Below are 24,228 nucleotides of genomic sequence, written 5' to 3' on the forward strand. Positions count from 1 at the left end.
TGGATCGTGCCGCGTTTGACGCTGAGATCGACCCCATTGACTGCTGTGAAGCCGGCGAATTCTTTCGTAAGACCCGACGTCGAGAGAATAACATCATTATCCATTCAGATTCGTCTCTCTGTATGGCGCCGATGCTTACAACGCAATGCCGCGGGATCGCAGATCGTCGATCTCGTCGGCTGTGATGCCGGCTTCGGCCAGCAATGCGTCGGTATGGCGACCGAGTATCGGGGCGGCGCGTTGCGGCACCGCTTCTCCGGTCACGAATGGAGATCCGATGACCGAGAGACTAGCGCCATTTTCCGCCTCGAGCCGCATGATCATGCCTCGCTCGTTGGTGAAGTCGGAGGCCAAGGCGGCGGCCATATTTGCGACCGGAGCGGCTGGCACGGCCCCGGCCAGTCGCTCCAGCCATTGTGCCGTGCGACACTGCACAAAAATAGAATCCAAAATATCAGAGAGAACCTGCCTGTGGCTCTGGCGATCCGAAAACGTTTGAAAACGCGGATCGAGGACTAGATCAGGGCGCTCCAGGCGCTCGCATAGCCTCGGAAAAAACTTTTCCTTGTTTGCCATGATGTAGATCCAGCCATCGGCCGTCTTGAACAACTGGCACGGCCCGAGCGTCGGATGCGCGGAACGAGCGAGCCGTGACGGTACGAAATCGCGGTTCAATGCCCAGGCCGCCATGTAGTTCAGATTTGCGATCCCGACATCGTAGAGGAGGGTCGGCAGGCTGTGTGATCGCGGCGCGCCTGTCCGAGGCTGGAATGCGCGTGATCCTGTTAGAAGCGGGCGGCAGTGATCGCGATCCGATGATCCAGATCCCGGCCGGCGTCGGGCATCAACTCTATAATCCGAAGCATAACTGGATGTATGCCTCGGAGCCGGAACTGGGTACGTGCGAGCGGCGGATTCACACGCCGCGTGGCAAAGTGCTCGGCGGTAGCAGTTCGATCAACGGAATGCTGTATGTGCGCGGCAATCCGGCAGATTACGACGCTTGGGCGCAAGCGGGCTGCCGCGGCTGGAGCTATCAGGAGATATTGCCGCTCTTCAAGCGCTCCGAGACATATCGGGCCGGTGGCGCCCCAGCCTTTCGCGGCCAGGACGGGCCGATGCCGGTCGAGCCTTACCGAACCGTGTTGCCGCTGACCCATCGCTTTGTCGAAGCGGCGCAGGAGGCGGGCTTTCCCTTCAACGACGACGTCAACGGCGCCCGGCAGGACGGAGTGAGCCACGCTCAGATGTCACGTCGCGGGCGCCTGCGCGGCTCGACCTACCGGACCTTTCTTGGCCACCCCGGAGCTCGCAATGTCAGGATACTGACCGGGGCTGTCGTTGAAGGGTTGATCATCGAGAACGGCCGGTGCAGCGGGCTGCGCTTTCGCCGCCACGGCCGGCCGGGCACCGTGAATGCCCGCAATGAAGTCATCCTGTCCGCCGGAGCCATCGGCTCGCCGCAGATCTTGCAGCTCAGCGGCATCGGGCCGGCGGCACATCTGCGCTTGGTCGGCGTCGAGCCGATGCTCGACCTACCCGGCGTTGGAGCCAATCTCGCGGATCACTACGCGGTACGCATTGTCTGCCGGCTCAAAGACATGACTACCATCAACGAGCTTGCCCGCGGCTGGCGGCTGATGCGCGAGGCGGCGATCTTCGCTCTGGCCGGGCGGGGAGCCCTGACCTTCGGCGTGACCAGCGCGATGGTGTTCTGCCACAGTCGCGAGGGGCTGCAGAGCCCCGATATCCAGCTCTCCTTCACGCCCGCAAGCTACGCCTTTGGAAAGGCACTCATGCTGGAACGGGAGCCAGGGATGACCGTCGCAATCTGCGCCGCCCGCCCGGCGAGTCGCGGCTCGGTGATGATCGCATCGTCCGATGCCGGTACGGCGCCGAAGATCCGCTACGGCTACCTGTCCGACCCCGAGGATGTGAGGGTCACCTGCGCAGGCCTGCGTCATGCGCGCCGGATACTCTCTTCCCCTGCTCTCTCCTCTTGCTATGTCTCGGAGCTGAAGCCCGGTCGCGATATCGTAAGCGACGCGGATATCGAGAGCTTCGCTCGCCAAGAGGGCGCCTCGATCTATCACCCCGTCGGGACCTGCCGCATGGGCATCGATGCAATGGCAGTGGTCGACCCGCAGCTCAAATTGCGCGGCATTGCCGGCCTACGGGTCGCGGACGCATCGATCATGCCTAGCCTGACGACGGGCAACACGAACGCACCGACGATCATGATCGGCGAGAAGGCAGCGGATCTGATCCTGCAGAGCCGGCGCGCCGCCTAGGCGTTTAGGCGCGCTGACGGATGATGCTGTGCATCGAATAGCGGTCTGCCGGATAGAGATTGTGCGAGATCTCGAAGATCGTGTTGGGGTGGGCGACGTAATGGCGCTTCACCATCAGCGCGGCGCTGTGGGGCTGGGCGTTCAGGATGGCGGCAAGCTTGGGCGACAGCGTCGTCGCCGTAATCGACTGCTCGACATGGTCGAGCCGCAACCCGAACTGCTGCAGCACGATCTCGTAGACAGCCCTGTCGCCGCGATGGACGTCGTCGCGGTTCGGCGCGAAGCGCTCGGGAACGGCGACCTCGGACCAGCAGAGCGCGGTGCCGTCATGACGGGTCGAGCGCAGCCCGGCAACCCTGAACCAGCGCTTGTCGGGCAACTGTGCGAATTCCTCGACAGTCTGGCCCGAGACCGAGACGAAGCCCTCGTGCTGGATGTCGAGCGTCGTGTTCTGCGCGAAGTCGAACAGGCTGCGGATGTCGCGCATGCTGTGCACATAATGCGAGACCGGACGATGCGAGAGCACTACGGTCCCGGTTTTACGTCGCCGGCCGAGCAAGCCCTGCTCGGTCAATACCTTGAGCGCCTCGCGGATTGTGTGGCGCCCGACGCCGAAGCGCTCCTGCAACTCATGCTCGCTCGGAAAGCGGGAGCCGAGTGGATAATCCCCCCGGCCGATTTCCTCGGTCAACTCGGCGGCAAGCGCCGCGTGCCTTGCTCCTGAATGTTGCTGCTGATCCATATCGACGAATGATTTGCTGCCCCGCCAAGACTCTAGGCGGTCGGAGGCCGAAAGCAAGGCGTGACGCGCGAACATATTGCGTCATTGCGCCGAAAGCGTCGCATCGCAGCCAGCAGGGCGCGGCAGAGTCCACGACACAATCATTCGACAATTATCCTGCTTGCGCGATTGTTCGCTTGATCTCGGCGCTGTCCGATCTTATTCGTCGAATAAATAAGCGACGCCCCCCCAAGCCCGCGATGCGAAACAATCAGGATGAGCCATGATCGAGACCGTCTTGTCCGGATTGCGCGTGATCGACCTGACGCAGAACGTCGCCGGCCCGTTCTGCACGCAGGTGCTAGGCGATTTCGGCGCCGAGGTGATCAAGGTCGAGCGCCCGGGCCGTGGCGACGACACACGCGACTGGCGTCCTCCCGAAATCGCCGGGCAGTCCTCCACCTTCGTCGCGCTGAACCGCAACAAGCGCAGTGTCTGCATCGATCTCGACAAGCCGGAGGGCGTAGCCTTACTCAGGCAGCTGGCCGCAAGCGCAGACGTCTTCATCCATTCGATGAAACCGGGCAGCGCCGAGGCCCGGGGCTTCGGCGCCGACGATCTCAAGGCGGTCAACGCACGCCTGATCTACTGCGCGATCAGCGCTTTCGGGCAGACAGGGCCGCTGAAGAACCTGCCGGGGTACGATCCACTGATGCAGGCATTCGCCGGCGTGATGAGCGTCACCGGCAGCGAAGGTGACGATCCGGTGCGCGTCGGCGTCTCCCTGATCGACATCGGAACGGGGATGTGGGCGGCGCTCGGCATTTTCGCGGGCGTGGTCGAGCGGGCCCGTTCCGGGCGCGGCTCGGTCATCGAGGCGAGCCTGCTCGATACCGGCATCAACTGGATGACGGTCTTCGTCGCGAGCTATCTCGCGACCGGCAAGCTGCCGCGCAAGATGGGCTCGGCCATGGCGATGACCGCGCCCTACGAGCTCTTCCATGCGGCGGACGGGCAGGTCTTCATCGCGGCCGGCAATGACGGCCTCTTCCGCCGCATCTGCCAGGGCCTCGGCCAGCCCGGCCTGGCGGACGACCCGCGCTTCGCGACCAATCCGCAGCGCGTCGCCAATCGCGAGGTACTGCGCGCTGCGATCACTGCGCTGACCCAGGCACTGCCGACGGCCGAGATCATCGACCGGCTGCGACGGGCCGGCGCGCCCTGCAGCGAGATGCACGATGTCGCGCAGATGCTGAAGAATGATCAGGTCGAGGCTTCCGGCATGATCGCCGGCATGCCGATCGAGAACGCTCCAGATCACAAGGTGGTGGCCCTGCCGCTCAGGATCAATGGCCGCCGCGACCATGCGCTGAACCCGCCGCCCGGCCTCGGCGCGGATACGGCGCAGGTTCTGGCGGACGCCGGGCTCACTTCGGATCGGATCGCGGAATTGCGCGCGGGCGGGATCATCGGCTGAGCCGCGCTCTCAGGGACAGGAAGGATCAGGGACGATCATGGATTTCGAGTACACCGACACGCAGCAGGAGATCCGCGAGGCCGTCCGCAAGCTCTGCGAGGGGTTCGGCCCCGACTACTGGCTGCGCTGCGACGAAGCCGGCGCCTATCCCGAGGAATTCGTCCAGGCGATGACCGATGCCGGCTGGCTCTCGGCCCTGATTCCCGAGGAATTTGGCGGCTCCGGCCTCGGGGTGATGGAAGGCTGCATCATCCTCGAGGAGATCAACCGTTCCGGCGGCAACGGCGCCGCCTGCCACGCGCAGATGTACACGATGGGCTCGCTGCTGAACCATGGCAGCGAGGCGCAGAAACGCCGATATCTGCCGCGCATCGCCGATGGCAGCCTACGCCTGCAGGCCTTCGGCGTCACGGAGCCCGATGCCGGCTCCAACACACTGAAGATCAAGACCTTCGCCAGGAAGGTGCCGGGCGGCTACGTCATCAACGGCCAGAAGATCTGGACCTCGCGCTACTTCCAGTCGCACATGTACCTGTTGATCGCGCGCACCACGCCGCTCGAAGAGGTCAGGAAGAAGACCGAGGGCCTCAGCCTCTTCCTCGTCGACATCGCCAAGGCCGGGGCCTCGCTGAAGGGCCGGCCGATCCGCACGATGATGAACCACCACACCAACGAGGTCTTCATCGACAATCTCGAGGTCAGCGACGAGGACCGCATCGGCGAGGAAGGCAAGGGCTTCCACTACCTCGTGGATTCGCTGAACTCCGAGCGCCTGCTGGTCTGCAGCGAATCCCTCGGCGACGGCAAATGGTTCGTCGAGCAGGCCTCGCGCTATGCCAGCGAGCGCCAGGTCTTCGACCGGCCGATCGGCCAGAACCAGGGCATCCAGTTCCCGATCGCCAGGGCGCACATGAACGTGCAGGCCGCCGAGCTGATGCGCAACCGGGCGGCCGCGCTGTTCGACCAGGGCAAGCCCTGCGGCACCGAGACCAGCATGGCCAAGTACCTCGCGACCGAGGCGAGCTGGGAGGCGGCCGAGGCCTGCATGACCACCTTCGGCGGCTATGGTGTCGCCAGCGAGTACCATGTCGAGCGCAAATGGAAGGAGGCGCGCCTGTTCCGCACCGCGCCGATCTCCAACAACCTGATCTTGGCACAGGTCGCCCAGCACGCGCTGGGCATGCCCCGCTCCTACTGACCCCAGAAGCTCTCGGAGGACGCGATGTCGATACTAGCCAGCAGACAGGAAGCGACGCAGCCCCCCCGCAGCGCGGCACAGGATATCGCAGCCTTCGTGAGCACGGCGGCGATCGGCGAGCGCGAGCTCGCCGAAGCCAGCCGGATCATGCTCGACACGCTCGCGGTCACCATTGCCGGCGGGGCGGAACCCGGCGTGCGGGCGCTCGCCGGCTCGCTGGAGCCGGACGACAGGGCGAGCTCCATCCCTTCCTTCTGGGGCAATGCCGCCTATCGCAGCGACGATGCCGCCCTGCTTTTCGGCATGGCGAGCCATGTGCTCGACTATGACGATGTCAGCATGCTGACCGTCTGCCATCCGAGCGCGCCAGTGCTCTCGGCCCTCCTAGCCGCCTCGCCGCGCCAGGGCATTTCCGGCCGGGCCCTGCTCGAGGCCTTCATCGTCGGCACCGAGCTGCTGATCCGTCTCGGTCAGGCGATGGGCTTCCGTCATTATGCGCTCGGCTTCCATGCCACGGCGACGCTTGGTGCCGTCGGCGCGGCGGCGGCCTGCGCCCGGCTGATGCGTCTCGACGAAACGAGGACGCGACACGCGCTTGCCATAGCGGCCAGCCACTCCTCCGGCCTGCGCAAGAATTTCGGCTCGATGGTGAAGTCGCTGCATGTCGGCATCGCCGCCGGCAACGGTCTGCGCGCCGCCCGTCTTGCCGCGGCCGGCATTGAGGGTGCCGCCGAGCCCTTCGAGCAGGAGGGCTTCCTGCACGCCTTCTCCGGCGGCGAGACCGATCGCTGGCAGAAAGGCCTAGTGCTCGGCGCGCCCTTCGCGATCGTTGAGCCTGGTTTCGAGCAGAAGCGCTATCCCTGCTGCTATATGCTGCACAAGATGATCGAGGCGACGCTCGCCTTGCGCCAGGACAGCGGGCTGCCGCTTTCCGCGATCGCCAGCATGCGGGTCGACATGCCGGCTGGCGGCACCAAGCCGCTGATCCACCCCTTCCCGAAGAGCGGCCTCAACGCCCTGTTCAGCGCCCCCTATGCCGTGGTCGCGAGCCTGGCCGACGGGCGCATCGACCTGAAGAGCTTCACCGATGCGGCGGTCATGCGGCCGCAGATCCAGGAGCGGCTGCGCGATGTCGCCGTGATCGAGGCCGGCGGCGCCGCGCAGAAGGGCAGCGATCTCGGCAGCGCGCCGGTGACCGTGACCCTGACGCCGCATGAGGGCGCCAGCCTATCGCGGACGATCACCGCCTCGCCCGGCTCGCTGGAGGATCCGCTCACGCCCGCGCAATTGCTGGTGAAGTGGAAGGACTGCCTGCTGCGCACCTGCCCGCCGGCCGACGAACGCGAAGTCGCGGCACTGTTCGAAGAGGGATTGAAGCTCGCGAGTCATGCCGACATCGGGACCTGGTTCGCGCGGCTGCGCGCGAACATCGCCGCGAACTGAAACCATCCGCAGCCGCAACAGGAAGGCGCCGCCATGGATGCTCGGGACTTCGAAACACTGCGGCTGGCGAGGCCCTGCGAGCATGTGCTCGAGGTCACGCTGGCGCGCCCGGAGGCGATGAACGCGCTGAACACCCGAATGGGGCGCGATCTCGTGCGGCTCTTCGAGGATGTCGCGCTCGATCCTGGAGATCTGCGCTGCATCGTCCTGAGCGGCGAGGGCGAGCGGGCCTTCTGCGCCGGCGGCGACCTCAAGGAGCGTCGCGGCATGAGCGACGAGCAATGGCAGCGCCAGCATGTCGTGTTCGAGCGCATGGTCCGCGCCCTGCTCGACTGCCCCGTGCCCCTCATCGGCGCGGTCAACGGCGCGGCCTATGGCGGCGGCTGCGAGATCGCGGCGTGCTGCGACTTTCTCTACGCCGCCGAGGGCGCGCGGTTCGCGCAGTCGGAGGTGACGCTCGGCATCATGCCCGGCGGCGGCGGCACCCAGACGCTGCCGCGCGCACTGGGCGAGCGCCGGGCCAAGGAACTGATCCTGACCGGCCGCCCCTTCAGCGCTGCGCAGGCCGAGGCCTGGGGTTTCGTCAACGCCGTCTATCCGCTCGCCGACCTGCTCGCCGAGGCACGCGTGACGGCCGCCGCGATCGCCCGCAACGCCCCGATCGCCACGCGGCAGGCAAAGCTCTCCGTCCATCGCGGCCTGCAGATGTCACTGCGCGACGGGCTCGCGCTCGAGATCGAGGCCTATGCCCGCATGGTTCCTACCGAGGACCGGCACGAGGGCGTGCTCGCCTTCAACGAGAAGCGCCCGCCGCGCTTCCGGGGACGATGAGCGCCATGATCGAGACCGCCTACATTCGTGAAGTCGGCCTGCGCGACGGTCTGCAGATGGTGAAGACCATACTGCCGACCGCGCACAAGCTCGCCTTCGCCCGCGCCGCAGCCGAGGCCGGCATCCCCGAGATCGAGGCGACCTCCTTCGTCCCGCCGCACGTCATCCCGCAATTCGCCGATGCGGCCGAAGTCGCGGTAGGACTGGCCGATCTGCGCACCGCCGCGGTGTCGACCCTGGTCGTCAACCTAAAGGGTGCGGTCCGTGCCTTCGATGCCGGCCAGTCGAAGGTCAATTACGTCGTCTCGGCTAGTGAGACGCACAGCCTTTCCAATGCTCGCCGCAGCACCGATGCGGCCCTGGAAGAATTTCGCCTGATCGTGGCCGAGCGCCGCGCGCGCGGGCTCAAAGCCACCGTGTCGCTCTGCTGCGGCATTGCGACCGCCTTCGGCTGCACCCTTCAGGGCGAGGTGCCCGAGGACCGCGTCGTCGAGATCGCGGAGACGCTCGCCCGCGACGGCGCCGACGAGCTCATGGCCGCCGATACGGTCGGCTATGCCAATCCGCGGCAGGTCGGGCATCTGTTCGGCAGGATCGCCGCAGCGACCGGGGGTCTGCCGCTGGCAGCGCATTTCCACGATACGCGTGGCCTCGGCCTCGCCAATGTCGTGGCCGCGCTGGAAGCTGGCGTCCGGCGCTTCGACGCCTCGATCGGCGGCCTCGGCGGCTGCCCCTTTGCGCCCGGCGCGAGCGGCAACATCAACACCGAGGACTGCGCCCATCTGCTCGAGGCCCTAGGCTTCGACACGGGCATCGACATCGATGCGCTCATCGCGCTCCGCCGGAAGGTGGAAAGCTGGCTGCCGGGCGAACGCTTTTCGGGCGGCGTCAGCCGCGCCGGCCTGCCCAGGACTTTTCACAGGGCGGCCGCCCGGGCGGCTTGAGAAGCATGACAAAGCCAACCCGCGATGTTCCGAGACGGCGCAGGAGGAAACCGGGATGAACATGCACAGCAACTATATCGGCGGCGTCTGGACACCGGCGGAGCGCACGATCGACGTGTTCAGCCCCTCGGACGGCCGCAAGCTCGCCGAGATCCCGCGCTCGGGCGCCGCCGAAGTCGATGCGGCAGTGCATGCCGCGCAGGCAGCGCTGGACGGGGAGTGGGGCAAGCTGGCCGCGACCGCACGCGGGCGCCTGCTGCTCCGTCTCTCGCAGCTCATCAGCCGCGATGCCGAAGCGCTGGCGCGGCTGGAAAGCGACGATGTCGGCAAGCCGGTCAGCCAGACGCGTGCCGACGTCACGTCCTGCGCGCGCTATTTCGAATATTACGCCGGCGCGGCCGACAAGGTGCATGGCGAGACCATTCCCTCGCTCAATGACCATCTGGTCATGACCGTCTACGAGCCGCATGGCGTGACCGCGCATATCGTTCCGTGGAACTACCCGCTGCAGATGATGGGGCGCTCCGTCGCGCCGGCCTTGGCCATGGGCAATGCGATCGTCCTCAAGCCCGCCGAGGACACGCCGCTGACCGCGATCGCCTTGGCCAAGCTGGCGGAGGAAGCAGGTTTTCCGCAGGGCGCCTTCAACGTCGTCACCGGGCTCGGGGAAGAGGCGGGCGCGGCACTAGCCGCCCACCCCGGCATTTCGCATATCAGCTTCACCGGCTCGCGCGAGGTTGGTACCCTGGTTCAGGCCGCCGCGGCCAGGAACACGATTCCGGTCACACTGGAACTCGGAGGAAAATCACCGCAGATCGTCTTCGCCGATGCGCCCCTTGCCGAGGCGGCGGCGACCATCGTCAAGGCTATCACGCAAAATGCCGGGCAGACCTGCAGTGCTGGCTCGCGCGTTCTGATCGAGGACAGCATCTACGACAGCTTCACGGCCGACCTTGCGCGGCGCTTCCGTGAATTGCGCGTCGGTGCCGGAGCCGACGACCTCGATCTCGGTCCGCTCGTCAATGCCAAGCAGAAGGAGCGTGTCGAGGCGTTCATCGCGCTGGCGAGCAAGGATGGGCTCAGCATCCTGGCCGAGACGGAGATCGCCGCGCGGACGGATAATGGCGGCTTCTTCGTCCGGCCAACGCTAATCGGCGATGTGCCACCCGGACACCGCCTGGCGCAGGAGGAGATTTTCGGGCCAGTTCTCGTCGCCATCCGGATCAAGAACGAGGACGATGCCGTGGCCGTCGCCAATGGCACACCATACGGGCTAGCGGCTGGTGTCTGGACCTCCGATGTGGGGCGCGGCCTGCGCCTCGCGAAGCGGATCAGGTCGGGGCAGGTATTTGTCAACAATTATGGCGCCGGCGGCGGAGTCGAGACGCCCTTCGGCGGCGTGAAGGCATCGGGTCATGGTCGCGAGAAGGGGTTCGAGGCGCTCTACGGCTTCGCGTCGATGAAGATGATCGCGATCAAGCATGGCAGCTGAAATGGGAAGACCTACCCACGGGAAGCCCAGGTCTTCCTCTCGGCAGGGCAATTTGGTCGAGTCTCACTGTATCCGTCAAATTTATAAGATGAAGTTGACAAGCAGTCGATCCTTTTCCCCGGAAGAGGCACCATGAATCGCCGCGAATACGTACTCGGACTTGCCGCCGATGCGTTGTCGAGTCGGAGCGCCCATGCGCAGGGTTTCCCGACGCGCTCGCTGATCATGTCGAACGGCTATCCGCCGGGCGGCTCGACCGATGTCGCAGCCCGGCTGATGGTCGAAGGCACGGGGCCTGCCGCTTGAGCGCTTTCTCAAGGCGGGCGTGGAGCCCTGGGATGGGGTCAACACACCTGAAAGCACGCGGGAGATCGTCGTGACCTAGAATGCAAGGTTCCGCGAGCTTGCCAAGCGCACCGGCCTGAAGATCACCGGCTGAGCGGGATGATCCATCGATATCAAAGGGTGAACAACCATGGCTACAGCAATCGTGCTGCGCGAATTCGGTGGCCCTGAACAGCTGCAATGCGAGGAGATCACATTGCCGGCGCCGGGCCCCGGAGAGCTGCGCGTCCGCCACACAGCGGTCGGCGTCAATTTCCACGACATCTACGTCCGTTCCGGTCTTTACCGCACTCTGCCATTGCCCGGCATCCCAGGCATCGAGGCAAGCGGGGTGGTCGAGGCCGTCGGGCAGGGTGTCGCGGGCTTCGTCGAGGGCGACCGCATCTGCTATGTCACGGAGGCCTATGGCGCATATGCATCGGCTCGCAATCTGCAGGCCTCCCTGGCCCTCAAGTTGCCCTGCGGCATCACCGACGAGGTCGCCGCCGCAGCGATCCTGAAGGGCGTCACCGCCTGCATGCTGCTGCGCTACGAATATCCGGTGGCAGCCGGCGACACCGTGCTGATCCATGCCGCCGCTGGCGGCGTCGGCCAATTGCTCTGCCGCTGGGCAAATCATCTAGGCGCGACCGTCATCGCCACCGTCGGAGACGCCCGCAAGGAAGCGATCGCGCGGGCCTGTGGCGCCCATCATGTCCTGCTCAGCCGGGACAGCGATCTGGTAGCGCGGATCAACGAAATCACGGACGGACGCGGGGTCTCGGTGGCCTATGACTCTGTTGGCCGCGACAGTTTCCAAAGCTCACTGGCGGCTCTGGCCTATTTCGGAAAGATCGTGAATTTCGGCCAGTCTTCCGGATCGGTGCCGGCCTTCCAAGTCTCGCAGCTCGCGGCCCGGTCGAACGCGTTGTCGCGGCCGATCATTTTCCATTATCTGCGCGATGCCGCTATGCGGCAGAGGCTCGCCTGCGAGACCTTCGCGGCTCTCGCGGACGGTGTCCTGGCGGTTGAGATCGGTTTACGTCTGCCACTTCTGGAAGCCGCGGAGGCGCACAGAGCGCTGGAGGCAAGGGAGACGACCGGCTCTACGATCCTCATCTCCTGAGGAGGGCTATTCCTGAAATGATCTGCCTCGACGCCTCGTTTTTGCATGGGCGCGCGCACATGTCGGCTTAACCGCGGATCGCCCGTCTATATCCTTCGAACTTAATAGAGGAAACAGCTGCGGCGCGCTGGCGCTTGTCAGTGACGCTTGCCGACATTAACCACGCCGCCGGCGGAAGCCGGAAAGGAAAATTCTACATGACGGCGCCGCCATCGCGCCGCGCCGCGCTCTCCATCTTACCGGCATGTAGTCGCACAGGGGACTGATCCTACCGGCGTGGCCATCATCGGAAAGGCCTGAACCACAGCGGCGCCTGATCAGCCTCAGCTCCGCCGGACCTCCCCGCTTCAAACGTCAGTTGACCTGACAACGCCTAGCGCGGCGTCGGCCAGTGATCAGCGCGGCCGCAAACTCAGGGACTTGTGGGCCGCACGATGATCACCTTCGGCTCGGTGAACTGCTCGACCGCATAGCGAATGCCTTCACGGCCGAAGCCCGACGTACCCGTGCCGCCATAGGGCATATGGTCGACGCGCCAGGTGGCGGGTCCATTGATGATCACGCCGCCTGCCCGGATTCTGTCGGCCGCGTGGAAGGCGGCGTCGATGCTCGCGGTATAGATGCCATGATGGATCGAGCCGGAGACCGCGTTGATTTCGTCGATCGCGCTTTCCAGCGAGGCGACAGGCGAGACGGCGACGATCGGCCCGAACGCCTCCTTGCGCATCACCGTCATCTCCGCGGTCGCCCCCAGCAGGACGGTCGGCTCGAGCATGGCCTCGCTGCGTGTCCCGCCGCAGGCGAGTTTGGCGCCCTTCCCGACAGCGTCGTCGATCAGCAGTTTCACGCGCTGCGCCGAAGCGGCGTCGACCATCGGGCTGATCGCCGCCGGGCCGCCTATCTGCATCGGCGCGACCTGCATGACGAACTTCTCGACAAAGGCCTGATAGACCGGCTGCTCAACATAGATGCGCTGCACGGAGATGCAGGACTGGCCCGAGCGCACGAAGCCCGCCGCGGCGCATTCCCGTGCGGCCTGGTCGAGATTGGCATCCGCCGCGATGAGCACCGCGCCGATGCCCCCCAGTTCGAGATGGACATGCTTGCGCGGCACCATGTCCTTGATCGTCCAGCCGATCTCGCCGCCGGTGAAACTGACGATCGGCAGACGCTCGTCGCACACCAGCGCCATGGTCGCGTCGTTGTCGAGGTCGAGAACCGCGACCGCCTCGGCCGGCCAGCCGGCCGCGACGACCCGCTTTGCCAGTTCGATCGCCGCGCGGGGCACGCGCGGCGACGGCTTGAGCACGAGCGGTGCGCCGGCCGCCACCGCTGGCGCCAGCTTGTGTGCCGGGATCAGCAGCGGCCCGTTATAGGCGGTGATGCCGAGGATCGGCCCGATCGGCTCGCGCCTGATATAGCCGACGGCGCCACGTGCGCGTTCGACCGCGTCGACATTGAGCACTTCCGACATGCCGACGCGCGCATAGGCAGCAGCGAGCTGGAAGACCTCGACGGTGCGCTGGACCTCCAGCTTCATGTCGGAAAAGCTGAGATAGCCACTCTCCTCGGCCAGCGCCTGTGCGATGCTCTCGAGGTCACCGGCAAGCGACACCGCCATCTTGTCGAGGATGGCCGCCCTGTCATGGCTCGAGGTCGCCCGGATTTTCGCGGCGGCTGCAGCCAGCCGGGCAATGGCATCCTCGACGGCTTCTGCGGTCATCGCGCATTCGATGCCACCGACAAAGCCGATACGAGAAGAGCTGTTCATAGCTGGCATGGCTTCGATTTCCCGTTTAGCCGCGGTCCTGGCCGGCGGCGGCGGCGATGATCATGTCGGCGGCCTTTTCGGCGATCATCAGGGTCGCGGCGTTCGTGTTGGCCGACGGCATGGTCGGCATGACCGAAGCGTCGACGACGCGCAGGCCCTGCAGCCCGCGGACGCGCAATTGCGGATCAACGACGGCAAGCGGATCCGATGCAGGACCCATGCGGCAGCTGCCCATCAGATGGAAAACCGTCGATCCGCGCTGCCGAGCGAAGTCCAGGAGCTCATCGTCGCTGCGGGCCTGTGGGCCGGGCAGTTCCTCGCGGTCGAAATAGCGGCTCAGTGCGGCACTGCCGAGAAAATCGCGGGCGCGGCGGATGCCGGCGATCAGGACACGTCGGTCGTTCTCGCACTCGAGATAATTCGGCTGCACGATCGGAGCGTCATTGGGCACGGCCGAGCGCAGCCTGACATAGCCGCGGCTCTCCGGGCGCTGCTGCCAAGCGCCGCAGGTCATCCCGTCGAAATCGTCGAGCACGCCCACCGACCCCTCACGATAGCTCGCTGGCGTGAAGGTGAACTGCAGGTCGCTGTCCTCAAGTAGCGGGTCGGATTTGCCGAAGACATAAGCGAGCGAGGGGTTCAGGGCGAGCACGCTCGGCCGCCCGAGCAGCCACAGCGCCCCCTCGCGCAGCAGGCGCAGGCCGCGCACCTGGCTGTTGATCGTGCCGATATTGCGCACCCGCGCGACCATGCGAATGGCGAAATGGTCCTGCAGGTTCTCACCCACGCCGAGGAGGTCATGACGGACGGGAATTCCGAGCCCGGAAAGGAGTGCGCCCGGCCCAACACCCGACAATTGCAGCAGGCGTGGCGAGTTGATCGCGCCGCTGCTGAGCACGACCTCGCGCCGCGCACGAACTTGGCGAGGTGCCCCGCCCTGCCCGTAGACGATCCCGATAGCCCGCGTGCCTTCAAAGACGATCCTCAGGGCGCGGGCGTTTGTCCGCACGTTGAGATTGGGCCGCGACAGCGCCGGCTTCAGGAAGGCTCGGGCAGAACTCACCCGGCGCCCGCCCGCGATCAGGCGCTGATAGTAGCCGACGCCCGCCTGGCTGCCGCCATTGTAATCCGGATTGCGCGGAATGCCGAGGGCGGCCACGCCCTCGACAAAAGCCGCGCAGAGCGGGTGCTGCCAATCGATGTCGGTCACCGGCAGCGGGCCGGACCGGCCACGCGCCTCCTCCTCGCCGCTCCCGACCCGACGTTCGCTACGCTTGAAGAATGGCAGGACATCAGCATAGCTCCAGCCGGTATTGCCCTTCTGCGCCCAGCTGTCGAAATCCGCGCCCTGGCCGCGATTGTAGACATGGCCGTTGATCGAGCTTGAGCCGCCGAGTGTCTTGCCGGCCCTGATCGGAATGCTGCGCCCGCCGATCTGTCCGCCGGGCTCTGTCGGGAAGGCCCAGGTCAGGCGTGGATTGTTCAATGTCTTGATGAAGCCCGCCGGGATATGGATGTAGGGGTTGCGATCTGGCGGACCGGCCTCGAGCAGGCAGATGCTGTAGCGGCCGCCCTCGCTCAGCCGGCTCGCCAGGATGCAACCCGCCGACCCGGCCCCGACGATCACATAATCGAAGACATCCTCAGCGCCCTGCATGACTACGACCACGACGGTGCACTGATGGGCTGGTCGAACGGCATGCTGGCCTCGGCGAATTCTCTGCGGGAGCGACGACTGACATCCGCCCGCTCCAATCATTCGCATGAATAGAGAGGCGCCTGCAAGACAGATCAAGCGGTGGCCCTCGGAAATCCCGACGCGCCGCCGGATCCGAGGCTCGCGACAACCGCATCCGTGCAGTGTGCGCCTCCCCGGCAAGGGATTAACATCGAATATTATTGCGATGCCCTGCCGCAACTTGACGTCGGCTTACGTCGATGTCTATTCATACGAACAATAAGAAGATCGCTAGGACGGGGCAGCTTCTCGCATGCCCGCCTACCGGACAGGGCGGAACGAACGGGAGAACGGGCATGAACACCTATTTGATCGCAGCCGGCCTGGCGCTGCAGAGTTTGTGCGGCGTAGCGCAAGCAGCCGACGGCAAGGTCAAGATCGGCGTACTGTCCGATATGGGCGGCGTCTATGCCGACATCACAGGGCCCGGATCAGTCGCCGCCGCGCGTATGGCGATCGAGGATTTCGGTGGCAAGGCCCTGGGCCAACCGATCGAAATGGTCACCGCCGATCACCAGGCCAAGCCCGATGTCGGGCTCAGCATCGCCCGCGCCTGGCTGGACAAGGACGGCGTCGATGCGATCGTCGACGTGCCGGTCTCGTCCGTGGGGCTCGGTATTCAGGCTCTTACCCGCGAGAAGCAGAAGATCTTCCTGAACACCGCAGGCGCCTCCTCGGAGTTCACCGGCAAGTCCTGCTCGCCCTTCGCGACGCAATGGGCGATGGATACCTTCACCATGGCCTCAAGCGCCGGCCGCGCTTTGGTGAAGGCCGGCGGCAAGAAATGGTTCTTCGTGACGGCGGACTACGCTTTCGGCCATGCGCTGGAGCGGGACGCCTCGGCGGCCGTCAAGGCGGCGGGCGGATCGGTGCTCGGCGCTGTACGCCACCCGCTCAACAACCAGGATTTCGCCTCGCATCTGCTGCAGGCGCAGAGCGCCGGGGCCACCGTGGTCGGCCTCGCGAACGGCACTGGCGACACCGTTCGCTCGATCAACCAGGCTCGCGAGTTCGGGTTGAACGCGGCTGGTATCAAGGTCGCCGCGCTCGTCCTGTTCATCAGCGACGTCCACGCGCTCGGCCTGCCGGCGGCGCAGGGCACGGTCGTCACCGAGTCGTTCTATTGGGATCTCGACGAGCAGACCCGCACCTGGGCCGCGCGTTTCAAGGCGCGTAACAACGGCACGGCGCCGGGCATGTATCACGCCGGCCTCTACAGCGCCGTCACCCACTATCTCAAGGCGGTCGAAAAGGCCGGCAGCACCGATGCCGTCAAAGTCTCGACAGCAATGCGCGAAACGCCGATCAAGGACCCGCTAATCAAGGCCGGGCATATCCGCGCTGATGGCAAGGTCATCCGGGATTACTACCTGCTCGAGGTCAAGCAGCCTTCCGAGTCGAAGGCGCCTTGGGACTACTACAAGGTACTCGCGACGGTTCCCGGTGAGGACGTCACCAAGTCGGTCGCCGACGGCGAATGCGCCGAGGCCAAGAAGCAAGGCTAAGTTGGAACGGCCCGCAGGGCCTTCACGGAAGCCCGGGCTGGCGGCGTCGCCAGGCCCGGGTTTTATTTGAGCGCCGGGCGTAGTAGTTGCCGACCGGTGATAGAACAGCATGGAAAGGTACTCGTCAGCCGGCCGGACCGCCATGAATCCTTCAGTGGCGATCATGGTTTGACGCACATACAGCGCCTTGCCCTTCTGGTGCGGGATAGATTCCCTGTCCAGGTCGACCAACTGCACCATGGCATCGAGCAGATCCTCGGGAACGACCGGCGGCATGCGAACCGGTCTCTGACAGAGCACGTCCCCAATCCCCGGAAAGACGAAACCAGGGTCCAGAGACCGCCGGGTCAGAACAGGTCGAAACGACCCGATTCACGCCGCGGAGAGCAAACCCTTGCCAAAGCCCCCACGCAAGCCTCTGAACTCACGCGGGCTTTTGGAACGCCGGCAAAAATTCGAGTCCTACCTGGGTGGGTGGTGGGCCGGGCCGGACTCGAACCGGCACCGGCGCTGTTATGAGCAGCGAGCTCTAACCATTGAGCTACCGGCCCGCGGCAGGCCTAGCATCCGCCCCACCGCGGATGCAACGGGTTAGATCGCCGAGCGCCGTCGCCAGCACAGATCGGCGATCCGACACTTCGTCGAAACATCGGAACCGGCCTCAGGCTCCACCGATCAAGATGCCGGCGGCGAGCACCAATGCACCGCCGAGCACGACCTGGAAGGTGGCGCGGGCGAAAGGCGTCTCCATGTAACGGTTCTGGATCCAGACGATCGCCCAGAGCTCGATGAAGACCACGACGAGCGCGATCGCCGTCGCCGTCCAGAAGGACGGGATCAGATAGGGCAAGGCATGGCCGAGCCCGCCAAGCGTCGTCATCACCCCGGAGGCGAGGCCGCGCTTCCAGGGCGAGCCGCGCCCCGAAAGCTTGCCGTCGTCATGCGCTGCTTCGGTGAAGCCCATCGAGATGCCGGCACCGACCGAAGCCGAGAGCCCGACCAGGAAGGTCGTCCACGGATTTTGCGTCGCGAAGGCCGTCGCGAAAATCGGGGCGAGTGTCGAGACGGAACCGTCCATCAGCCCGGCGAGCCCGGGCTGCACCCAGGTCAGCACGAATTGACGGCGCGCCGCGGCATCCTCGTCCGCCTTAGGCCCCTCCGCCAGATGCTCGTCGACAAGCTCCCCTGCCCTCGCCTCATGACCGGCCTCGGCCGCGGCGAGATCGCCGAGCAACTGCCTGGTCTGGGCATCGCCGCTGCGGCCTGCGGCCGCGACATAGAAGTCGCGGGCCTGGCGCTCCATCGCCGCTGCTTCCTCCCGGATGCGCGCAAGCCCGAGATTTTCGACCAGCCAGACCGGTTTGCGGACATAGAAATCGGCGACATGCTCGCGCCGGATCGGCACCACCACCTCCCCGAAACGCCGTCGGTACTCGCCGATCAGCCGCTGCCGATGCCCATCCTCCTCGGCCGCCATCCCGTCGAAGACCGCAGCGGAAGCCGGATATTCCGCACGCAGCATCGCCGCATAGGTCGCGTAGATTCGCCCGTCCTCCTCCTCGGAGGAGATCGCCAAAGCGAGGATCTCGCGCTCGGACAGGCTGTCGAAACGGCGCCGGCCGCCAAGCCCGGCCGGAAGGAGCGAAGAAAGCATGGCGCGGTCCTTGTTTAGAATAATTCTAAATAACGCCAATCATCGCCAGCGGCAAGCCGACGCCGCAAAGCAGAACGGCCCCCGCCTGGGGCGGGGGCCGTCATCTCGGGCCTGGACGGCTCGGCGAGCGCTCAGGCGGCGCGCGCCTGCTCCTGTTCCGCCGCCTGCCCCTCGCGGAAGCTGAAGCGGGCGATATGCTCCTTCAGCGAGCGGGTCTGCTCGTCGGTCAGCGCCAGAGCCGCATTGGTCTGCTCGACCAGCGCCGCGTTCTGATGCGCCATGGTACCGATGCCGTCGATCTCCTTGTTGATCGTCGAGACATCCGTGGCCTGACCGCGCGCCGTCTGCGAGATACCGTCCATCAGCGCCGAGAGATCGTTGACCGAGGTCAGGATGCTGCCGAACACCTCGGAGCTCTGCTCGACCAGGCCGACGCCGACCTTGACGTCGCCATGGGCGGCTTCGACCAGCTTCTTGACGTCGTTGGAGGCGTCGGCCGAGCGCTTGGCAAGACTGCGCACCTCGGCGGCGACCACGGCGAAGCCCTTGCCGCTCTCGCCGGCCCGCGCTGCCTCCACCGCCGCGTTGAGCGCCAGCAGATTGGTCTGGAAGGCGATCTCGTCGATCATCGCGATGACCTCCGAGATCTTGCTCGACGAGGTGCGGATGCGCTGCATCGCTTCGAGCGCCGAAGCGACGACCTGCTCGCCCTGCTGGGCGCGCTCTTCGGCGCTGTGCGCCATTCCAACGGCCTCGGCCGCATCCCTCGCGGTCTTCTGGACATTTCCGGCGAAGGCACCGAGCTGGTTCGTGGCGACCGAGACCGCGTTGCTCTCCTCGCTGGTACGCTCGGCAAGGTCGGTGACGCCGTCGAGGATCTCGCTGGTGGCGCTGCGGACCGCGGTGACCGTCTCGGAAAGCCGCGCGAGCGTGCTCTCGAATTCGCCGGCGAGGCCGTTGGTGCCGTCCTTCAGCTCCTGGAAGGCGCCATGATAAAGGCCCTCGACGCGGGTGTGCAGGCGCCCGGCCGAGAGTTCGGCCAGAACCTCGCAGGTCTCGCTCAGACCGGTCTGGACGGTTGCGAGCAACTCGTTGACCGAGCCTGCGAGCGCATTCAGCTCGGCATCGGCGAAGTTCGCCGAAACCCGGCGGCTGAAATCGCCCTGCGCCGCCGCCTCGACGACCTCGCCGAAGGCCTGGCCGAGCTCGGCCATCATCGCCTGGCGCTGCTCCTGCGCCCGGGCCTCGTCCTCGACCTTGGCGAGCTCCGCGGCCCTGAGCGCGACAGCATTGTCACGGAACAGCAGCACGCTCTTCGAGATGTCCGAGATCTCGTCATTGCCGCGGATCTCGACCTTGGTCTCGAGCTGCCCGTCGGCGATCGCCCGGGTCGCGGCCCAGAGCCGGTTGAGGCGTCCGACGATCATCGGACGGACATAGAACACCGACAATGCGAGCGCGATCAGGAGCGAGCCGAGCCCGATCAGCCCGAGCCAGAGCTTGCTGGTCGCGATCGTCTCGATGGTCGATGCACTGGCTGCCTTCGCATCGCTGCGCGCGCCCTGGACCAGCACATCGACCTCGCGCCGCAACACTTCGGCGGCCTCGTCGACCTCCTTCAGACCGCGGGCGATCGCCTCGCGCGTGGTGAGATCACGGTTGCGGATGTCGATCAGCCCCTCGGTCCCTTCGCCGATCGCGATCAGATCCTGGACCGTGCGCGTGCGCGTCTGATTGATGCTGACCTTGTCGGCGTCCTGCAGGATCGTCCTGAGCTTGTAGGCGATGCCGTTGAAGCGCTCGCGCGCCGTGCCGAGCCGGGCCTTGTCGTTGATCTGCGCGATCTCGCGCAACAGGCCGACGAGCTCGTTGACGTCGGCCTGCAGGGTGCGGGCCAGCTCGAAGATCACGAAGTCGCGGTCGACCAGGGTCCGGACGGCGCCGGTCAGCGCCTCGCCGGTCAGCGAGCCGAGATCGTCGAAGCCGAAGGTCACCGCGAACTTGGCCTGCTCGGCCTCGCCGCTCGCCGCCTTGATGAAGTTCTCCTGCGCCTTGGACAGGTTGGCGAGAGCGGTCTCCGCTTCCGCGACATTGCGAAGGCGCTCGCCGGTCAGGTCGTTGATGTCGTTGATGTGGCGCGAGAGATTATCGAGCGCCGCCTGGGCCTTCTTGTTGTCGACATTGCCGAGCTGGCCGATCCGGCGCACCAGGTCGAACTGCCGCGCCTCGACCTTGTCGAACTCGCCGGTCAGCGCGGCGCGCTCGCGCACCGCCTGCACCTCCATGAAGCGCGACGCCAGTGCGGTCGAGGTCGTCGCAGCCTGCCAGAGTTCGAGCGACAGCTCGACCACCGGGATCTTGCGCTCGACCATGTCGTCGACCGTCGTCGAGACGCGCTCATAGGACAGCCAGGCAACTCCCGAAGCCACCATGGTCAATACGGTCAACACGCCGAGCGCGGCATAGATTCGCGCGGCGATGCCGACGCGCGATGCCGGCTTCGGCTGGCGCACCGGCTTCTTTGTCTTCGACATACCCGATACTCCCGAAGGCATGGCCGCGCGGTCGCGGCAGCAAGAAGATGCCCGCCGCTCCCCTCGAGCGGCTGGCCTTTACAGAACGATCAAATGGAAACTGGGCCGACAGTGCCGGCGGCCATCTCGGCCTTGGTCGGAGCGCCCAGGAAACGGTCGGGAGGAGCGGGCAGCTCCCCGACGCTGGCGGCAAATCCTATCAGGATGTCGCGGCGATCGACCATCTGGCTCCCCAGCATGCAGGTCAGGCTGACGCCTGTTGTCCGACAAGATCGGGGCGCTTCACTTAAAGAACGTTTAAGCGGCTGGAGTCTTCTGAATCAACGGCCACCGATGCCGATTTACTTTCGCTTAGGACTTGCCGGCCTCCCGGATCAGCCGGCGAGCACTGCGGCGGGGCGGCAACCTTCCCGAAAATAGGCCTCCCGCGACACGAGGACTGCGAGCGTCTGCCTTCAGTCCTCGCCGAGCGGCGGCACCGGCCGGGGCCTGCCCTCCTCATCGATCGCGACGAAGGTGAAGGTCGCATCGGTGACCTTCTCGTGGATCGTCGTCCGGAAGCGCTTGGCCCAGGCCTCGACATAGATCTTCATCGAGGTCCGGCCGACCGACTCCACCGTGGTGTAGACGCTGAGCACATCGCCGACCTTGACCGGTCGGAAGAAGGTCATCGCCTCGACCGCGATCGTCACCACGCGCCCCTGCGCCCGGTCGACCCCGGCAATGCCACCGGCCGAGTCCATGCGCGACATCACCCAGCCGCCGAAAATATCGCCATTGGCGTTGGTATCGGCCGGCATGGCGATGGTGCGCACCGTCAATGCCCCGCGCGGCTTCTCCTCGGGCTGCAGGCCAGGCTCAGTCATCGGCTTCCTTTCCTTCCTCGACATGGAAGGAATGGAGCACACGATGCAGCACGGGCGCCAGCACGAAGCCGGTGGCGATCACCACAAACAGGCCTGAGAAGATCGCATAGAACCCGGCGAAGAGCTTGCCCGAACTCGTCTTGAGTTCGCTGACCGGCCCCATACCGGAGAGGATCATCGCCGCGTTGACGAAGGCGTCGAGCGCGCTCATGCCTTCGCTCGCGGCATAGCCCGCCATGCCGATGCCGAGGCCGACCAGGGTCAGCGCCAGCCAGAGCAGCATCGCCCGCCCCATGCGCAGCGCAAAGCGCCGCATCGGGATCAGTTTCTGCCGCCGATGCTCGAAGCGTGTCAGGCGCACCATTGCGAGGTCCCGTTGAGGTTGAGCCGAGATTGCCGGGCGGGCAAGCTGCGTCAAGCGATGCCTTGCACAAGGAGACTGTCATGCCGCGGCCACCTGCCACGATCTCAATCTCGCTGCGCTATGCCGATGCCCCGAAAATCTATGATTGGCTGATCGACGCCTTCGGCTTCGAGAGGGTCGCAGCGCATTACTCGCAGGACGGCAGGACGCTGCTGCATGGCGAACTGCGCCTGGGCGACAGCTATGTCATGCTCGGCTCGGCCGAGGACAACGCCTTCGGCAAGCTCGTCTCGCGCCCGGCCGAACTCGGCGGCACAACGGCCTCGCCCTATATCGCCACTGACGACATCGACGCCCGCTGCGAGCGCGCGCGCAGGGCGGGCGCCGAGATCATCATGGAGCCGACCGACCAGCCCTATGGCAGCCGCGATTTCATCTGCCGGGATCCCGAAGGCCATGTCTGGTGCTTCGGAACCTATCGGCCAGGTGCCGAGCCTGCATGAACTCTCCCGTCATTGCGAGGCGCGTAGCGACGACGCCATCCAGGGGCGACGGCGTTCCATGTCGCCCCTGGATCGCCTTGCTGCGCCCGCAATGACGGAACGCATCACGCCGCCGCCAGCTTCGGTCGCGCCTTGAACATCAGCCAGCAGACGATCGAGAGGTTGATCAGGTTCCAGGCGAGGCCGTTGAGGAAGGCGAGGCGATATGAGGCCGTCGCGTCGAAGATCAGCCCCGAGACCCAGCCGCCGAAGGCCATGCCGAACACCGTCGCCGACATGACGACGCCGATGCGAACGCCCGCCTCGCGCGGCGGCATGTAATCGCGGATCACCACCGCATACATCGGCACGATTCCACCCTGGAACAGCCCGAAAATGCCGGTGACGATGAAGAGCGAGCTTAGCCCGTCGAACCAGAGATAGAGAAAGAGCGCCATGCCCTGCATCAGCGAGGACAGGGCCAGCGTCGCCGTGCCCCCGATCTTGTCGGCGATGAAGCCCGAGCTGATCCGGCTGACGATGCCGAGCGCCATCATCACCGTCAGCATCTCGGCGCCACGCGCCACGCCATAGCCGAGGTCGCTGCAATAGGCGACGATATGAACCTGCGGCATCGACATCGCGACGCAGCAGCAGAAGCCCGCCACGACCAGCAGCAACTGCAGCTGGTTCGGCGTCAGCCCGAGACTACCGCGCGCGCCGGCGCTGCTCAGCTCGGCCGCCGCGAAGGTCGCGGCGTTCGGCCGGCGCCGGAACAGCGGTGCCAGCGGCAGCATCACGACCAGCGAGGCGATGCCGAGCCACAGATGCGTCGTGCGCAGCCCATGCGTCTCGACGCCCCAGTTGATCAGCTGCGGCCAGAACACGCCGGCGAGGTAGCTGCCGGACGCGCCGAAGACGACGGCGAGGCCGCGATAGCGCCGGAACCAGTGCGAGAGATCGGCGATCAGCGGCGAGAATCCAGTCGCGGCGCCGAGCCCGATCAGGAAACCATGCGCCAGCGCGAACTGCCAGAGCGTGGCCGAGACCGAGGCGAGCGCATAGCCGGCGCCGAGCAGCAGCGCGCCGAGCACGATCGGCAGGGCGATGCCGAAACGGTCGACCAGGCGGCCCATGACGATGTTGCCGACGCCGAAGCCGATCATCGCGAAGGTATAGGGCAGCGAGGCATCGGCACGCAGGACGCCGAATTCCTGCTGCACCGCCGTCACTACCACGACCGCGGACCAGGAACCGACGCAGGCGATCATGCCGACCAGCAAGGCGAGCGCCAGCCTGAACCAAGCATAGGAGGAATCGGGCGCGTAGCGCGGATCTTCGATCGGCATGTTCCCTCCCCTGGCCGCAGCCGGAGAACGAGTTTCTCTTTGATCGAGCAATAGGCGGGCGCCAGAGGGCCAGCAAGCGCACCTGCCGCGGGGCCATGCGGCGCAGATGCAGGGCCAC

General features: G+C 65.9%; 21 protein-coding genes and 1 tRNA gene. 11 read left to right on the plus strand and 11 right to left on the minus strand.

From position 1 onward, the window contains the following. Nucleotides 1–135: 135 nt before the first annotated feature. Nucleotides 136–735 carry a CoA transferase gene (locus ACWGRX_RS16850; RefSeq protein ID WP_452118679.1) on the minus strand — a complete coding sequence of 200 codons (600 nt, stop codon included), beginning with the start codon at nt 733–735 and terminating at the stop codon, nt 136–138. On the opposite strand from ACWGRX_RS16850, the gene ACWGRX_RS16855 reads away from it, so the two are divergent. After that, on the plus strand, nt 675–2,291 hold the full coding sequence (locus tag ACWGRX_RS16855) for a GMC family oxidoreductase (RefSeq protein ID WP_452118483.1): 1,617 nt from the start codon (nt 675–677) through the stop codon (nt 2,289–2,291). The two genes, ACWGRX_RS16850 and ACWGRX_RS16855, sit on opposite strands and share 61 nt — an antisense overlap. Nucleotides 2,292–2,295: 4 nt before the next feature. Here the strand turns inward: ACWGRX_RS16855 and ACWGRX_RS16860 are convergent, their stop codons facing one another. Then, nucleotides 2,296–3,108: a GntR family transcriptional regulator gene (locus tag ACWGRX_RS16860; RefSeq protein WP_452118484.1), complete on the minus strand. Its 813-nt coding sequence runs from the start codon at nt 3,106–3,108 to the stop codon at nt 2,296–2,298. 187 nt (nt 3,109–3,295) lie between these two features. On the opposite strand from ACWGRX_RS16860, the gene ACWGRX_RS16865 reads away from it, so the two are divergent. The 8 genes from ACWGRX_RS16865 (at nt 3,296) to ACWGRX_RS16900 (ending at nt 11,847) form a co-directional block, all read left to right on the plus strand. Beyond that, complete coding sequence (locus ACWGRX_RS16865; RefSeq protein WP_452118485.1) at nt 3,296–4,489, plus strand: CaiB/BaiF CoA transferase family protein; 1,194 nt, start codon at nt 3,296–3,298, stop codon at nt 4,487–4,489. A 37-nt stretch (nt 4,490–4,526) separates the two neighbouring features. Further along, nucleotides 4,527–5,687: an acyl-CoA dehydrogenase family protein gene (locus tag ACWGRX_RS16870; protein WP_452118486.1), complete on the plus strand. Its 1,161-nt coding sequence runs from the start codon at nt 4,527–4,529 to the stop codon at nt 5,685–5,687. 24 nt (nt 5,688–5,711) lie between these two features. Then, nucleotides 5,712–7,130: an MmgE/PrpD family protein gene (locus ACWGRX_RS16875; RefSeq protein ID WP_452118487.1), complete on the plus strand. Its 1,419-nt coding sequence runs from the start codon at nt 5,712–5,714 to the stop codon at nt 7,128–7,130. Nucleotides 7,131–7,163: 33 nt separating this feature from the next. Beyond that, nucleotides 7,164–7,961, plus strand: coding sequence for an enoyl-CoA hydratase/isomerase family protein (locus ACWGRX_RS16880; protein WP_452118488.1), 798 nt, complete (start codon nt 7,164–7,166; stop codon nt 7,959–7,961). 5 nt (nt 7,962–7,966) lie between these two features. Beyond that, the gene (locus ACWGRX_RS16885; RefSeq protein WP_452118489.1) at nt 7,967–8,905 is read left to right on the plus strand and encodes a hydroxymethylglutaryl-CoA lyase; all 939 of its coding nucleotides are present in this window, start codon (nt 7,967–7,969) and stop codon (nt 8,903–8,905) included. A 55-nt stretch (nt 8,906–8,960) separates the two neighbouring features. Then, the gene (locus ACWGRX_RS16890) at nt 8,961–10,397 is read left to right on the plus strand and encodes an aldehyde dehydrogenase family protein (protein ID WP_452118490.1); all 1,437 of its coding nucleotides are present in this window, start codon (nt 8,961–8,963) and stop codon (nt 10,395–10,397) included. 132 nt (nt 10,398–10,529) lie between these two features. Beyond that, entirely contained in the window at nt 10,530–10,703 is a 174-nt protein-coding gene (locus tag ACWGRX_RS16895) for a hypothetical protein (RefSeq protein WP_452118491.1), read from the plus strand. Between the two features lie 169 nt (nt 10,704–10,872). Next, nucleotides 10,873–11,847: a quinone oxidoreductase family protein gene (locus ACWGRX_RS16900; protein ID WP_452118492.1), complete on the plus strand. Its 975-nt coding sequence runs from the start codon at nt 10,873–10,875 to the stop codon at nt 11,845–11,847. A 412-nt stretch (nt 11,848–12,259) separates the two neighbouring features. Here the strand turns inward: ACWGRX_RS16900 and ACWGRX_RS16905 are convergent, their stop codons facing one another. Then, a complete protein-coding gene (locus ACWGRX_RS16905) occupies nt 12,260–13,570 on the minus strand; it encodes an aldehyde dehydrogenase family protein (RefSeq protein WP_452118493.1) in 1,311 nt (436 codons plus the stop codon). 73 nt (nt 13,571–13,643) lie between these two features. Continuing rightward, nucleotides 13,644–15,275: a GMC family oxidoreductase gene (locus ACWGRX_RS16910; protein ID WP_452118494.1), complete on the minus strand. Its 1,632-nt coding sequence runs from the start codon at nt 15,273–15,275 to the stop codon at nt 13,644–13,646. A gap of 377 nt (nt 15,276–15,652) precedes the next feature. Between ACWGRX_RS16910 and ACWGRX_RS16915 the strand changes: the two genes are divergently transcribed. Further along, complete coding sequence (locus tag ACWGRX_RS16915) at nt 15,653–16,861, plus strand: ABC transporter substrate-binding protein (RefSeq protein ID WP_452118495.1); 1,209 nt, start codon at nt 15,653–15,655, stop codon at nt 16,859–16,861. 475 nt (nt 16,862–17,336) lie between these two features. Here the strand turns inward: ACWGRX_RS16915 and ACWGRX_RS16920 are convergent. The 6 genes from ACWGRX_RS16920 to ACWGRX_RS16945 all read right to left on the minus strand — a co-directional run bounded on the left by ACWGRX_RS16920 (nt 17,337) and on the right by ACWGRX_RS16945 (nt 22,279). After that, a tRNA-Ile gene (locus ACWGRX_RS16920) sits at nt 17,337–17,412 on the minus strand. Between the two features lie 110 nt (nt 17,413–17,522). Further along, entirely contained in the window at nt 17,523–18,515 is a 993-nt protein-coding gene (gene mbfA / locus ACWGRX_RS16925; protein ID WP_291636313.1) for an iron exporter MbfA, read from the minus strand. Nucleotides 18,516–18,646: 131 nt separating this feature from the next. After that, on the minus strand, nt 18,647–21,049 hold the full coding sequence (locus ACWGRX_RS16930; RefSeq protein WP_452118496.1) for a methyl-accepting chemotaxis protein: 2,403 nt from the start codon (nt 21,047–21,049) through the stop codon (nt 18,647–18,649). Nucleotides 21,050–21,138: 89 nt separating this feature from the next. After that, nucleotides 21,139–21,273, minus strand: a complete 135-nt coding sequence (locus ACWGRX_RS16935; RefSeq protein ID WP_452118497.1) for a hypothetical protein — start codon at nt 21,271–21,273, stop codon at nt 21,139–21,141. 231 nt (nt 21,274–21,504) lie between these two features. Beyond that, the gene (locus ACWGRX_RS16940) at nt 21,505–21,915 is read right to left on the minus strand and encodes an acyl-CoA thioesterase (protein ID WP_291636307.1); all 411 of its coding nucleotides are present in this window, start codon (nt 21,913–21,915) and stop codon (nt 21,505–21,507) included. Next, entirely contained in the window at nt 21,908–22,279 is a 372-nt protein-coding gene (locus tag ACWGRX_RS16945; RefSeq protein ID WP_291636305.1) for a hypothetical protein, read from the minus strand. Before ACWGRX_RS16945 ends, ACWGRX_RS16940 begins: the two co-directional genes overlap by 8 nt. Before the next feature lie 80 nt (nt 22,280–22,359). Here ACWGRX_RS16945 and ACWGRX_RS16950 point away from each other — a divergent pair, with 80 nt between their 5' ends. After that, on the plus strand, nt 22,360–22,782 hold the full coding sequence (locus tag ACWGRX_RS16950) for a VOC family protein (protein ID WP_291636303.1): 423 nt from the start codon (nt 22,360–22,362) through the stop codon (nt 22,780–22,782). Nucleotides 22,783–22,886: 104 nt separating this feature from the next. Here the strand turns inward: ACWGRX_RS16950 and ACWGRX_RS16955 are convergent, their stop codons facing one another. Next, nucleotides 22,887–24,110, minus strand: a complete 1,224-nt coding sequence (locus ACWGRX_RS16955; RefSeq protein WP_452118498.1) for an MFS transporter — start codon at nt 24,108–24,110, stop codon at nt 22,887–22,889. Nucleotides 24,111–24,228: the final 118 nt, after the last annotated feature.

The organism is Allobosea sp. NPDC055594 (genome assembly GCF_053618995.1).